General features: G+C 46.1%; 12 protein-coding genes. 10 read left to right on the plus strand and 2 right to left on the minus strand.

Features of this window, described 5'->3' with window-relative positions:
* Positions 1-60 precede the first annotated feature (60 nt).
* Positions 61-540, plus strand: coding sequence for a tRNA (uridine(34)/cytosine(34)/5-carboxymethylaminomethyluridine(34)-2'-O)-methyltransferase TrmL (gene trmL, locus R8O11_RS20825; RefSeq protein WP_025768811.1), 480 nt, complete (start codon positions 61-63; stop codon positions 538-540).
* A 70-nt stretch (positions 541-610) separates the two neighbouring features.
* On the opposite strand, the gene R8O11_RS20830 is transcribed toward trmL, so the two are convergent.
* Positions 611-1,129, minus strand: a complete 519-nt coding sequence (locus R8O11_RS20830) for an FxsA family protein (protein ID WP_137282424.1) — start codon at positions 1,127-1,129, stop codon at positions 611-613.
* 430 nt (positions 1,130-1,559) lie between these two features.
* Here R8O11_RS20830 and aspA point away from each other — a divergent pair, with 430 nt between their 5' ends.
* From aspA to R8O11_RS20850, 4 genes are all read left to right on the plus strand, one after another.
* Entirely contained in the window at positions 1,560-3,011 is a 1,452-nt protein-coding gene (gene aspA / locus R8O11_RS20835) for an aspartate ammonia-lyase (protein WP_005382379.1), read from the plus strand.
* Between the two features lie 176 nt (positions 3,012-3,187).
* Positions 3,188-4,495, plus strand: coding sequence for an anaerobic C4-dicarboxylate transporter (locus R8O11_RS20840; protein WP_213885817.1), 1,308 nt, complete (start codon positions 3,188-3,190; stop codon positions 4,493-4,495).
* Between the two features lie 161 nt (positions 4,496-4,656).
* Positions 4,657-6,489, plus strand: a complete 1,833-nt coding sequence (locus R8O11_RS20845) for a protein-disulfide reductase DsbD (protein ID WP_318194404.1) — start codon at positions 4,657-4,659, stop codon at positions 6,487-6,489.
* A gap of 194 nt (positions 6,490-6,683) precedes the next feature.
* On the plus strand, positions 6,684-7,313 hold the full coding sequence (locus tag R8O11_RS20850) for a response regulator (RefSeq protein ID WP_005382375.1): 630 nt from the start codon (positions 6,684-6,686) through the stop codon (positions 7,311-7,313).
* Here R8O11_RS20850 and R8O11_RS20855 read toward each other — a convergent pair.
* Complete coding sequence (locus tag R8O11_RS20855; RefSeq protein WP_005382374.1) at positions 7,310-9,061, minus strand: potassium/proton antiporter; 1,752 nt, start codon at positions 9,059-9,061, stop codon at positions 7,310-7,312. The genes R8O11_RS20850 and R8O11_RS20855 overlap by 4 nt on opposite strands.
* Positions 9,062-9,581: 520 nt before the next feature.
* Here R8O11_RS20855 and R8O11_RS20860 point away from each other — a divergent pair.
* The 5 genes from R8O11_RS20860 (at position 9,582) to R8O11_RS20880 (ending at position 14,156) form a co-directional block, all read left to right on the plus strand.
* Complete coding sequence (locus tag R8O11_RS20860; RefSeq protein ID WP_005382373.1) at positions 9,582-9,845, plus strand: DUF4212 domain-containing protein; 264 nt, start codon at positions 9,582-9,584, stop codon at positions 9,843-9,845.
* Between the two features lie 12 nt (positions 9,846-9,857).
* A complete protein-coding gene (locus R8O11_RS20865; protein WP_005382372.1) occupies positions 9,858-11,585 on the plus strand; it encodes a sodium:solute symporter family protein in 1,728 nt (575 codons plus the stop codon).
* A 108-nt stretch (positions 11,586-11,693) separates the two neighbouring features.
* Complete coding sequence (locus tag R8O11_RS20870; RefSeq protein ID WP_005382371.1) at positions 11,694-12,176, plus strand: hypothetical protein; 483 nt, start codon at positions 11,694-11,696, stop codon at positions 12,174-12,176.
* Between the two features lie 199 nt (positions 12,177-12,375).
* A complete protein-coding gene (locus R8O11_RS20875; protein WP_005382370.1) occupies positions 12,376-12,753 on the plus strand; it encodes a hypothetical protein in 378 nt (125 codons plus the stop codon).
* Positions 12,754-12,770: 17 nt separating this feature from the next.
* Positions 12,771-14,156: a class II fumarate hydratase gene (locus R8O11_RS20880; RefSeq protein ID WP_213885816.1), complete on the plus strand. Its 1,386-nt coding sequence runs from the start codon at positions 12,771-12,773 to the stop codon at positions 14,154-14,156.
* The last annotated feature ends 84 nt before the right edge of the window (positions 14,157-14,240 follow it).

Raw genomic sequence — 14,240 nt, forward strand, 5'->3', positions numbered from 1 at the left:
CATATTTCGGTGACTTGGGTATATACTGCCCCTCTCTTTGACCAACTCTATTTCAATACCATGTTTGATATCGCTTTATACGAACCAGAAATCGCGCCGAACACCGGCAACATCATTCGACTATGCGCCAACTGCGGTGCAAACCTTCACTTAATTGAACCTCTGGGTTTCGATCTTGAAGAGAAAAAAGTCCGCCGCGCTGGTTTGGATTACCATGATTTAGCTCGCGTAACGCGTCATAAAAACTATCAAGCGTTCTTAGAATATTTAGAGAAAGAGAAGCAAGGTAACTACCGATTGTTTGCCTGCACCACCAAAACCACAGGTCACCACGTTGATGCACAATACCAAACGGGTGATGTTTTGATGTTTGGCCCAGAAACTCGTGGTTTGCCTGCTGAAATCATCGATAGCTTGCCAATGGAGCAGCGTATTCGCATTCCAATGATGCCAGATGCGCGCAGCCTAAACCTTTCGAATGCCGTTGCGATCATTGCTTTTGAAGCATGGCGTCAAATGGGCTTTGAAGGCGCATTGTAAGCGGCACGAATTCCAAATACAGAAAAGGGCGCTTGGTGCGCCCTTTTGTTTTCTTTACTGTCTAACTCAATCAGTTGAGATTGTTGCGATCATCATCGTCTTTACGCTCGTATTCCCCTTCGAAGGTCTTGCCATTATCTGACTGGGAATCAAATGGGTCACGACGGAACGGGTCTTGCTCAAATGGCCCCTGGTTAGAGGAACCACCTTGGAAGCCACCGCCATGCATGGTTTTCACCACCATTTTGCTCATCAAGTATTTAGCTATCGCGGCGCGTGGCGCAGGAAGCAACACCAACATACCAAGGGCATCGGTCATAAAGCCCGGGGTTAACAGTAGCACGCCAGCCACCGCTAGCATTACGCCTTCAAAAATTTGCTGGGCTGGAATTTCACCTTGTTCAAGACGCCCCTGTACTGACATCAGTGTTTGTATACCTTGGCTACGAACCAACGATGCACCAACAAATGCCGTGATTAAGACTAGTGCAATGGTCGGCCATAAACCTAAAAAGCCGCCCACCTGAATAAATAAGCCGATTTCAATGATCGGAACAAAAATAAACGCTAATAATAAGATAGGAAACACACGCCCTCCTTTGTTTAATTCAGTGTAATGGTAAAAGCAGACTAAGCTCAAACGAATCGTTGTAAAAAAGCGTGTTCATACTGGTCTCCTTCTCTTTTAGACAAAGTAGCGGGAGCGCGTTCATTCAATTGCATACCGATTTTTTCGTGCTTTTAAAGTGCTAATTTCGAACTCTAAAAACTCATGTTTGTCGAGGAAAATCGAGTACCCATAAAGGGTTATTAATAACCCGTTCATACTTTGCAAATTATTGACTCATGAAAAACGAAAAAGGTGATCTAGTTACTATTTTTATGCGCTAGGTGCAGTATCATGTGCCACATAAGTCAGGACGGATTTTCCAGCCAAAAATTCTGATGAATGGATTCTAGATTGCAGAAATGGCTAATAAATAACTTTATTATCAGAATTATCATCTAAGGATCCTGCTATGGCTACCCTATCTGATGCTCCAAAAACAGCAAACCCAGCCACTCGTATTGAAGAAGATCTATTAGGTCAACGTCATGTCCCTGCAGATGCGTACTACGGTATTCATACGCTACGTGCGATCGAGAACTTCAACATCTCTAATATGACCATCTCTGACGTACCAGAATTTGTACGCGGCATGGTAATGACCAAAAAAGCAGCAGCGTTAGCAAACAAAGAACTTGGCGCTATTCCAAAAGACGTTGCAAACTACATCATCGAAGCGTGTGATTTGATCCTAGAAACTGGCAAGTGTATGGATCAGTTCCCATCAGACGTATTCCAAGGCGGTGCAGGCACTTCAGTTAACATGAACACGAACGAAGTGATCGCAAACGTTGCGCTTGAGTTGATGGGTAAAGAGAAAGGCCAATACGAATTTGTTAACCCAAATGACCATGTAAACAAGAGCCAATCAACCAACTGTGCGTACCCAACAGGTTTCCGTATTGCGGTATACAACAGCGTACACAAGCTAATGGAAGCAATTGAGTACCTAAAAGGCGCATTCGAACTTAAAGCCGTTGAGTTTAAAGATGTACTGAAAATGGGCCGTACTCAGCTTCAAGACGCAGTACCAATGACAGTAGGTCAAGAGTTCCATGCATGGGCGGTAACACTAAACGAAGAGATTCGTGCTCTAGATTACACATCTAAACTTCTCCTAGAAATCAACCTAGGCGCAACCGCAATCGGTACTGGTCTAAATACACCAACTGGCTACCAAGCGCTTGCAGTAAAACACCTAGCGGAAGTAACAGGCCTTGACGTTGTTGCAGCAGAAGACCTTATCGAAGCAACGTCTGACTGTGGTGCATACGTAATGACTCACGGCGCGCTAAAACGCCTAGCAGTGAAACTATCGAAGATCTGTAACGACCTTCGTCTACTTTCTTCTGGTCCTCGTGCGGGTCTAAATGAATTGAACCTACCTGAAATGCAAGCAGGCTCTTCAATCATGCCAGCTAAAGTAAACCCAGTTATCCCAGAAGTAGTAAACCAAGTTTGCTTCAAAGTTCTCGGTAACGACAACACGGTTTCTTTCGCAGCAGAAGGCGGTCAGCTACAGCTAAACGTAATGGAACCTGTGATCGCACAAAGTGTGTTTGAGTCTATCTCTCTACTACACAACGCGTGTGTGAACCTACGTGATAAATGTATCGACGGCATCACTGTGAACAAAGAAGTTTGCGAAAACTACGTTTACAACTCTATCGGTATCGTCACTTACCTAAACCCATACATCGGCCACCACGAAGGTGACATCGTAGGTAAGATTTGTGCAGAAACTGGTAAGAGTGTTCGTGAAGTCGTGCTAGAGCGCGGTCTGCTTACAGCAGAGGAGCTTGATGAAATCTTGTCAGTAGAAAACTTCATGCATCCTACTTACAAAGCAAAACGTTACGAGTAATAACGAATCCGAAGGGGGCCACTCAGGCCCCTTTTTTAGGCTCTCATACGGTTAACCACATTTTTTATATACTTTTATTGCCGCTAAACCACTAGGTTCTCATTCTCTGAGCATTTACTCCTGTTCCTGAGTGTTCAAAAAATCAGAATCAAATAAAAAACTAAAGAGGTATCAATATGGTCATGGTCGAACTCTTCGTGGTTCTGCTCTTCATCTATTTGGGGGCAAGAATCGGTGGTATCGGCATTGGTTTTGCCGGTGGTGCTGGGGTCATTGCGTTGTCTTTGATCTTGGGCGTACCAACAAGCCAAGCTTACATTCCCGTTGACGTAATTTTGATCATCATGTCTGTAATCACCGCTATCGCAGCAATGCAAGTAGCTGGTGGTTTAGACTGGATGGTGCAAGTTGCTGAAAACTTTTTGCGCAAGCATCCTGAGCGCATCACCTTTTATGCGCCTATCGTAACTTACCTAATGACATTAATGGCGGGTACTGGCCACACGGCATTCTCTACTTTGCCAGTGATTGCAGAAGTAGCGAAAGGCCAAGGCGTGCGCCCTTCTCGTCCACTGTCTATCGCGGTCGTGGCATCGCAAATCGCTATCACCGCATCACCAATCTCAGCGGCTGTTGTAGCGTTCGCGGCAATGCTGCACCCATTTGGCGTTGACTACCTAACACTACTAGCAATCTGTATTCCAACGACGTTCATCGCGTGCATGATCGGTGCGTTCGTGGCGAATTTCATGGGCTGTGAGCTAAAAGACGATGCTGAATACCAAGAGCGTCTAGAAAAAGGCTTAATCAAGCTAAATACAGAAGCAAAACGCGAAATCCTACCAACAGCGAAGAAAGCAACCTTCATCTTCCTAGGCGCAATCGCATTTGTCGTGTGTTACGCAGCAGCAATTTCTGGCTCAGTAGGTCTTATCGAGAACCCTGCTCTAGGCCGTAACGAAGCTATCATGACAGTAATGCTCGCAGCTGCAGCAGCTATCGTAATGAGCTGTAAAATCGATGCTGGCAAAATCCCAGGAGCAGCAACATTCCGCTCTGGTATGACAGCGTGTGTGTGTGTTCTTGGTGTGGCATGGCTAGGTTCTACATTCGTTAACGCGCACGTTGACGGCATCAAAGAAGTGGCTGGTGCGCTACTAGCAGACTACCCATGGATGCTAGCACTTGTTCTATTCTTCGCTTCAATGCTGCTTTACTCACAAGGTGCAACCACTGTTGCGCTGATGCCAGCAGCACTAGCAATCGGTGTCGCACCACTTACCGCAGTTGCATCTTTCGCAGCAGTAAGTGCGCTATTCGTGCTGCCAACTTACCCAACGCTACTTGCCGCGGTTGAGATGGACGACACGGGTTCAACTCGTATCGGTAAGTACGTATTCAACCACCCATTCTTTGTACCTGGTGTGGTAACCATCGCTTCTGCGGTAGCACTTGGCTTCGCATTCGGTGGTCTACTGATCTAGTAGAAACAGAGTCTTACTCGGGGAGCTTCGGCTCCCTTTTTTATTGCCTGTTGTCTTGATTTATGCTCAATAAATCTTCATTTTCATGAAACTTATTGACTCGCCTCCGGGTCTGATTGAGTTACACTAACGGCAATTATCTAAGATGAATTGACTCTTTTATGCGCGCATTACTTTCCGTTTTACTCTTAGGGCTCATTACCTTTTCCACTCCGTCTTTAGCTTTATTTGGCAAAGACCAGTTTAACAGTAGCCAGAACAACAGTTTTGGTAGCAGCAGCGACAGCTTTGTTCCTGTTGATCAGGCGTTTCCATTTAACTTCTACCAACAAGATGACAAATTGATGCTCGATTGGCAGGTACGTGACGGGTACTACCTATATCAAGAGCGCTTGTCTGTAGCTGGTGAGAAAGTATCGCTAGGCGAACTGCAAATGGAAGACGGCACACCGCATAAAGATGAATTCTTTGGTGACGTGCATATCTATACTCAACCTCTCTTCGTTAATGTACCAATGCATGATTGGCAAGACGGTGCTCGCGTAGTCGTGCAATACCAAGGTTGTGCGAAAGCAGGCTTCTGTTACCCGCCAGAAACTCGCGTGATTCCTATCAGCGCGTTTACTTCGTCGAACTCAGATTCAACAACGGCGACAACTGCATCAAAAGCAGAACAGGCACTAACAGCAACGCCACCAGCGGCGCAATCATCTACGTCTGGTGACACATCATCAGCGCCAGTAACACAGCAAGATAGCCTTGCAGCCAACCTTGCTGATAACTGGTGGACACCACTTCTGTTCTTGGCGCTTGGTGTGGGCTTGGCGTTTACACCTTGTGTGCTGCCGATGTACCCAATTCTGACCAGCATAGTGCTTGGCAGTGGCAAACTAAGCCAACGCCGCGCGCTAGGCTTGTCATTCGTCTACGTGCAAGGCATGGCGCTGACTTACACCCTACTCGGCCTTGTGGTCGCGTCTGCTGGCATGCAGTTCCAAGCGGCAATGCAACACCCTTATGTGCTGATTGGTTTGAGCGTACTGTTCATCGCACTCGCTTTTTCTATGTTTGGTCTGTACTCATTACAGCTACCAAGCAGCGTGCAAACGTGGCTGAATAACTTAAGTAACAAGCAGCAAGGTGGTAGCAGTGCTGGCGTGTTTGCAATGGGGGCAATATCTGGCTTGGTTTGTTCTCCGTGTACTACCGCCCCACTCTCTGGTGCGCTGCTTTACGTCGCACAAAGTGGCGACTTACTCACCGGTGGGGTCGCCCTTTACGCGCTAGCGATGGGCATGGGTATTCCGTTGATCCTTGTAGCGGTATTTGGCAACAAGTTGCTACCAAAAGCCGGCGGTTGGATGGACCGCGTGAAAACGCTGTTCGGCTTTATTCTGCTTGCCGCACCTATCTTCTTACTAGAGCGTATCATGCCAGAAATGTGGTCAACGATTCTGTGGTCAGCACTGGGTATTGCTGCTTTTGGTTGGCTATACCACATCAAAAACAGTCTAGAGTTTGGTGGCTGGAAACAAAGTGCCGTGGGCATAATCGCCGTCTTAGGTTTGCTAGCCTCAGCACAACCTATCTTAAATTACTGGTTTGGCAACAGCACAACACAAACTCAGCAAGCCACTGTTAGCTTTACTCGCATTGCTAACGTGGCGGAGCTTGAAGAACAACTGGCACTTGCGAAAGCGGCAGGTAAACCCGTCATGCTCGATTTCTACGCCGATTGGTGTGTAGCATGTAAAGAGTTTGAAAAGTACACCTTCCATGACCCAAGCGTCGAAGCCAAACTGCAAGACTTCGTTCTTCTGCAAGCGGACGTGACCAAAAACCAAGTGCAAGACATCGAACTACTGAAGCACATGAGTGTGCTTGGTTTACCAACAATTGAGTTTTGGGATGCCAGTGGTGAACACGTTTCAAACGCTCGTTTGACGGGCTTTATGCAAGCCGAGCCTTTCTTAGAGCATATCAAGCAGTTCTGATAACCAGATATTCAAACGCCAGTGATGTCCACTGGCGTTTTTTATTGCTCAGATTTGAATAAGAACATTGCGTTTATATGCAATTTTCCTAATAAAAGTCGATTTGGTTCAGACTTTTAGCGAATAAATATTGTCCACTCTCTCAAAGCTGGACAATAATAAATTTAACGAAATAGTCAAAAGTGTTTAACGTCATGGATTCGACCTACACCATCATTATTGCAGATGATCACCCACTCTTCCGGAATGCCTTGTTTCAATCTATCCACATGGCTATTAGTGGTGCAAATTTGCTGGAAGCGGACTCACTCGACGCACTTCTGGCTTTGTTGGAGCGAGAGGAAGAGCCAGATTTAGTGCTATTGGATCTCAAAATGCCAGGAGCAAATGGTATGTCTGGCTTGATTCATTTGCGAGCAGAGCATCCAGATTTACCTATCGTCGTCGTTTCAGCGAGTGAAGAGCCGGCGATCGTGACGCAGGTGAAAAGCCATGGTGCATTTGGTTTTATTCCCAAGTCCAGCGACATGCGCGAATTAGTGAACGCACTCAATCAAGTGCTGAATGGCGACCCATATTTCCCTGAAGGGCTGATCACCAATAACGCGGCATGTAATGACTTAGCGGAAAAGATTGCTGCGCTAACACCACAGCAATATAAAGTGTTGGGAATGTTGTCCGATGGCTTGCTGAACAAGCAAATCGCTTACGAATTGAATGTTTCAGAAGCCACCATAAAAGCGCACATGACAGCGATTTTCCGTAAGCTCGGTGTAAAGAACCGCACGCAAGCCGTGATTATGCTGACGGAAATGAGCGACTAGATTGACGTCTTATCGTCAGACTTACTTTTTTCGTTTGGCAATCGGATACCGACTTTAGTGACCTGCTGATCAACAACATCAGCGACGATCCAATGCAAACCTTGCCACTCGAAATGGTCTCCCAATACTGGCGTGCTACCTAATTGCTCTTCGACAAGGTTTCTCAAACTTTTATCCAGCGGTTCATCCCCCAGATTCAAACCATACATCACGGCAATATCGGCAAGCTTCACTTCAATATCGAGGAAGAAGTCACCGAAGAATCGCGCTAGCGACGCTTTCTCTGGGGCTTCACTAAACAGTAAGCTCAGTGCATCTAAATCCTTTTCTTGTGCTAATACACACAAGGTATCATCTTCCTCAAGACGCGTACTGCCGGATGGGTGCAATAGCTCTTTACTGCGAAATACAGCGGCGATACGCGTTCCTTCCGGCATCGAAAGACTACGTAATGGCTCACCAATGCACCATTTATCTGCTTTAAGTCTATAGATAAACAGCTCCCACTCACTGGTCGGGTAAATCTCTACACCCGTACGCGAAATTGGCTCAGGCTTAGAAGGTAGCTCGACCTTTGCAAGAGACATCGCCTTAGTCAACGTGCCCCCTTGTACTATCAAAGACACCATTACTACAAAGAATGCCAAATTGAAGTACAGTTGAGCATCTGGCAACCCTGCCATCATCGGAAATACCGCGAGGATGATAGGTACAGCGCCACGCAATCCTACCCAAGAGACAAACCACTTTTCACGTGGCGTGAAACTCTTGAATGGCAGTAAACCAATCCAAACTGAGATTGGTCGGGCAAACAAAATCATCCCGAAGGCAAGCGCAAGACCTGGCAACGCAATAGAGAGTAAATTAGATGGTGTAACCAACAAGCCAAGCACCAAGAACATACCAATTTGAGCTAGCCACGTCATACCATCTAAAACATGAAGAATAGAGTGTCGGCTGCGTGTTGGACGGTTACCTAATAAAAGACCAACGAGGTAAATCGACAAAATACCACTGCCACCCAAAGTGTTAGATAAAGCAAAAATAAGCAAGCCACCACTGACCGTTAAAATAGAATACAGCCCATCTGGTAATTGATTGCGATTGATAACTTTCCATAAGATCCAGCCACCAGCGAAGCCAAGTAACGCGCCGATACCAAACTGCTTAAGAAAACTGAACGCCAAAAAGCCCGCACTTAAGTCAGCGCCAGGGTTCGCTAAAATAGCAATCAGAGTTACGGTCAGAAACACCGCCATTGGGTCATTGGTGCCGGATTCAATTTCCAGCGTTGAACCAACACGTTCGTTCAGGCTACGACCTTTGAGTAGAGAGAAGACCGCGGCAGCATCGGTGGAACCAACAATCGCACCAACCAATATGCCTTGCAATAAATCTAAGTCGAATAACCACGTTGCCATCAGCCCGGTCAAAATGGTGGTGATCGCAACGCCAAATGTCGCCAAAGAGACCGAGGGCCATAACGCAACCCTAAAGCTGGCGACCCGCGTTCTCATCCCACCATCAAGCAAAATGATGGCTAATGCGAGGTTACTAACCAAATAAGCGATCGAAAAGTTATCGAATAAGATGCCGCCTAAGCCGTCTTCCCCCGCCAGCATTCCAACGGCTAAAAATACCAAAAGAATTGGGATCCCCAACTTAGAAGACACTGGGCTTAAAAGAACGCTAAGTGCGATTAACAACGCACCTATTAGAAAAAAACTGTTAATGGTGTCTGCGTCCATTCTCACCCTCCCTTAATGAAAAACGATAATAATTGTGATGAGCAAGGCTACTTCGTTAATGAGGTAATGCCCTAATCTGCCTCCCCTTTACACCGTCTCAAAATGCGAGGTTGTACGAGAATGACTCAGTTATATTACTTTATTGTGCGTTAAAACGGTGATTTGATGCGAAAACTTTATGTAAATAAATTACTTGTGAGCTTTCTTATCTACGCCTTCTCTCTTTAAGAGCCACAAGATCACCACCAATACTTACACAGCATCTCCAAGTTCAATGAAGAAAAGATTAATGGCCCGTCTTAATCATGCCTGTTTATCCAATCAACCTTTAGACCTTTGGCTAACTTAACAGTTTATTAACATAACGTTTTACCCCTTTGTTCGCTGCAAAAGCCCATAATATGGGGGTTCTTCATTTTTAACACCCCGACTAAAGTTGAAAAGAGTTATTGCCAACACCTTGCTAATGTACATATTGAAACATTTCATTAACAACAATACCAATCGTAAGGAGACGGCAATGGCATTTGAAAGCGAAGAAAGAGCCAAAGCCTATTGGGACAAAAACGTGAAGCTCATGATCGGCCTAATGGTCATCTGGTTCGTCGTGTCTTTCGGCTGCGGCATTTTATTTGTCGACGTACTAAATCAATTTCAACTAGGCGGTTACAAACTCGGTTTCTGGTTTGCTCAACAAGGCTCCATCTATGCGTTCCTAGGAATTATTTTCTATTACGCATGGAAGATGCGCCAAATTGACCGTGAATTCGGCGTGGACGAATAAGGAGTCACTCAGATGGATTTGAAAACTATTACCTACCTGGTCGTTGGCGCCACGTTCATCCTGTACATCGGGATTGCTATTTGGGCTCGCGCCGGATCAACCAAAGAGTTTTATGTTGCTGGTGGCGGTGTAAACCCGATTGCAAACGGTATGGCAACCGCAGCCGATTGGATGTCCGCAGCGTCCTTTATCTCAATGGCAGGCTTAATTGCCTTCATGGGCTATGGCGGCTCAGTATTTCTAATGGGTTGGACTGGTGGTTACGTTCTGCTTGCGCTGTTGCTAGCGCCTTACCTACGCAAATTTGGTAAGTTTACGGTGCCAGAGTTTGTTGGTGAACGCTTTTACTCCAACACCGCACGTATCGTAGCGGTTGTTTGTCTTATCATCGCATCAGTGACTTATGTTATCGGTCAGATGAAAGGCGTAGGTGTTGCGTTTGGTCGCTTCTTAGAAGTGGACTACTCCACTGGCCTATTAATTGGTATGTGTATCGTTTTCATGTACGCGGTTCTTGGCGGCATGAAAGGCATCACTTACACGCAGATTGCTCAATATTGCGTACTCATTCTTGCTTACACTATCCCTGCAATCTTTATCTCTCTGCAACTCACTGGTAACCCAATCCCACAAATTGGTCTGGGGAGTACCATGGCTGGTACCGATGTCTATCTACTCGATCGGCTTGACCAAGTGGTGACCGAACTCGGATTCAGTGAATACACGACCCAAGTACGTGGCGACACACTTAATATGTTTGTCTACACCATGTCACTGATGATTGGTACTGCCGGTCTACCACACGTAATTATCCGTTTCTTTACCGTGCCGAAGGTTCGCGACGCACGTACATCAGCAGGCTGGGCTCTGATCTTCATCGCAATCCTTTACACTACAGCACCAGCGGTATCAGCGATGGCTCGTCTCAACCTAATGAATACGGTAAATCCAGCTCCGGGTCAGCACCTAGCGTATGACGAGCGTCCTGCGTGGTTCAAAAACTGGGAAACAACTGGACTACTCGGTTTTGACGATAAAAATGGCGATGGCAATATCCAATACACTTCAGATGCGTCCACCAACGAACTGCGCGTTGATAACGACATCATGGTATTGGCTAACCCAGAGATCGCTAAACTACCAAACTGGGTGATCGCACTTGTGGCAGCAGGTGGTCTTGCAGCTGCACTATCTACCGCAGCAGGTTTACTACTCGCCATTTCTTCAGCTATTTCCCATGACTTAATCAAAGGGGTTATCAATCCGAACATATCCGAGAAAAAAGAGCTACTTGCTAGTCGAATATCAATGGCAGTAGCGATAGCAGCCGCAGGCTATCTCGGTTTAAATCCGCCTGGATTTGCCGCAGGTACGGTAGCACTCGCCTTTGGTCTTGCCGCTTCATCCATCTTCCCTGCATTGATGATGGGCATCTTCAGCAAGAGCATCAACAAAGAAGGCGCAATCGCCGGTATGATTGCGGGTATCAGTATTACGCTGTTCTACGTATTCCAACACAAAGGCATTCTTTTCGTTGCTGATTGGAAATATCTAGAAAGTTGGGGAACAAACTGGTTCCTGGGTATTGAGCCAAACGCGTTTGGTGCTATTGGCGCACTATTTAACTTCATCGTCGCATTCGCTGTCTCCAAAGTAACAGCAGAAACGCCACAAGAAGTAAAAGACCTAGTCGAACACGTTCGCGTGCCAGTAGGTGCTGGTAGTGCAGTGGATCACTAAAAACTAATCAAAACCACAAAAGCCCCGTTTGGAACCAGCCGTCCGGGGCTTTTTTATTCTCACTTTTCAGTTACCATATTCGCAGTATGTCGTTGCAAGGAAGCCAAGATGTTCAAAAACAAGCACTTTATTCTCGCTCTACTGATTGCGCCAGTTCTCTCTTTGATCGCTTACTTCGGTACCGATATGGCCCTCAGCGAGAAGCCCCACGCGGCGCAAGAAGGGGAAACTTACAAACTCGCGAGTAAGTCTAATTGTCGTTACACCAGTGGTCTGTGTGATATGGAAAATGGCGATTTTAAAGTGAAATTTCGCTCGGAAAAACTCACTAAAAATAACTTAGAATTGTCACTCAACGCCGCTTACCCACTCGAAGGTGTTAAAGTTTCTATTGTGAGTGACAAAGAGAAAAACGCTCAACCGATTGATATGAAGCCCGCCGATCAAGCAGGCCAAAGCTGGTACATCACCTTACCAAAGCCTGCATCTGCAGAAAGCTGGTTAAGAGTCGTCATTCAATCAGGCGGCACACTGTATTATGGTGAAACGCAAACCGCATTTGTGAAGTACGAAACCTTATTTACTGAATAACGGCGACAAGCTAATTCACCGGTATTCAAACGACAGCGACTTAGTTTCACTCAGCATAAATGAATTCCTACTCAGCCGACGCCTTTGCGTCGGCTTTTGTTTCCGTAAGTCTTTCTTCAACAACCTCTTACTCTAAAAAGGGTTGCCAACCCACAACTTAATTGATAATAATTATCATTACATTTAATGAGAGGTGGTTATGGACAACAAACGGGACATCTTTAACGCATTTTTTAAAGCCCAAGATAGATTCCTTCTCGCCGCACCACATGGCTTTGAGCCAGACGTGATTCATGACTATATTCATTGGGGAATGGTGTTGTCTTCTTGTTATGAACACGATGCCGATGAAGAAAATCTATTGTTGTGTGAGCTGTTTTTACGTCAGGTTTATTTCCATTTACTAGACGCAATTCAAGACTCAACTCGCAGTCGTATCTTCCGTCGTGTCTGTCTCGATTCTATCCATACGCCATTATTTTGCCTCAAACGCTATTACTACCAGTTTGAACAAGGCGACGTGAAATTTCTCGCACTACAACAACAATTACGCCTGATTCAAATCTCACTCGATTAACCAAAAGGATCCCTACCATGAGCACCGAATTCCGCATAGAAACTGACAGTATGGGCGAAGTAACGGTCCCTGCAGATGCTCTCTACCAAGCCCAGACTCAACGCGCCGTCGATAACTTCTCATTCAGTCAACATAAAATGCCATCTGGTTTTATCAAAGCGTTAGCACACATCAAGCAGACTGCGGCACTCACCAACGCACAGCTAGGGCTGCTTGAGGGAGATATTGCCAACGCGATTGCTGACGCAGCTCAAGCAATTATCGAAGGCAATCATATTGAGCAATTCCCAATTGACGTGTTCCAAACGGGATCTGGCACTAGCTCAAATATGAATGCGAATGAAGTAATTGCAACACTGGCCTCCCAGCATCTAGGCGGCACTGTCAGCCCTAATGATCACGTCAACATGGGACAAAGCAGCAACGATGTGGTACCGACGGCCATTCAAGTTAGCGCAGCATTAGCCATTGAAAAACAGCTCTTCCCGGCCCTGTCACACCTAAGCCAAACACTAGAGTCTAAGCAACAAGCATTGAAAGATGTTGTAAAAACCGGTCGCACCCACTTAATGGATGCGATGCCAATTACCTTTGCTCAAGAACTTGGCGGTTGGCAGTTCCAAATCGAGCATGCAAAACAAGCGATTGAACAAACACTTCCTGCTGTAAAAGCCTTAGCCCAAGGTGGTACGGCGGTTGGAACGGGGATCAATGCCGATCCACGCTTTGCAGACTTATTCGCTAGCAACCTAACCCAGTCAACTCGTATTCAGTTCACGGCCAGTGATAACTTCTTTTTCAATTTAAGCAGTCAAGATGCGATCGTCGCTCTGTCGGGACAGCTCAAAACAGCAGCAGTTGCGATCATGAAGATCGCAAATGATCTTCGTTGGATGAATTCAGGTCCATTGGCTGGTTTAGGTGAGATTGAATTACAAGGCTTGCAACCGGGTTCTTCCATCATGCCTGGCAAAGTAAATCCTGTGATCCCAGAAGCCGCAGCTATGGCATCAGCGCAAGTCATTGGTAATGACACCACCATTACCGTCGCAGGCCAAGCGGGCAACTTCCAGCTTAACGTCATGCTGCCAGTTATTGCTCATAACGTATTGGAGAGCGTCGAGTTACTCTCTAACAGCGCAACCGCTTTAGCTGACAAAGCCATTGCGACGTTTGAAGTTCGCCAAGATAACTTGGATGTAGCACTCGCCAAAAACCCAATTTTGGTCACGGCTCTCAACCCGGTCATTGGTTACCTAAAAGCGGCAGAAGTCGCGAAAAAAGCCTACAAACAGGGACGCGCGATTATTGATGTCGCGGAAGAAGAAACTGATTTGGATAGAGCTACACTAGAGCGATTGCTTAATCCAGCCAAACTGACCCAAGGCGGCGTCGCAGAATAAACGGCAAACTCAGCCTATCAACTAAGATTACAAACATCGAGACCTCCATTCGGAGGTCTCTTTTATAGCGATTTTTCAAACACT

The sequence above is a fragment of the Vibrio sp. 1288 genome (assembly GCF_033344475.1).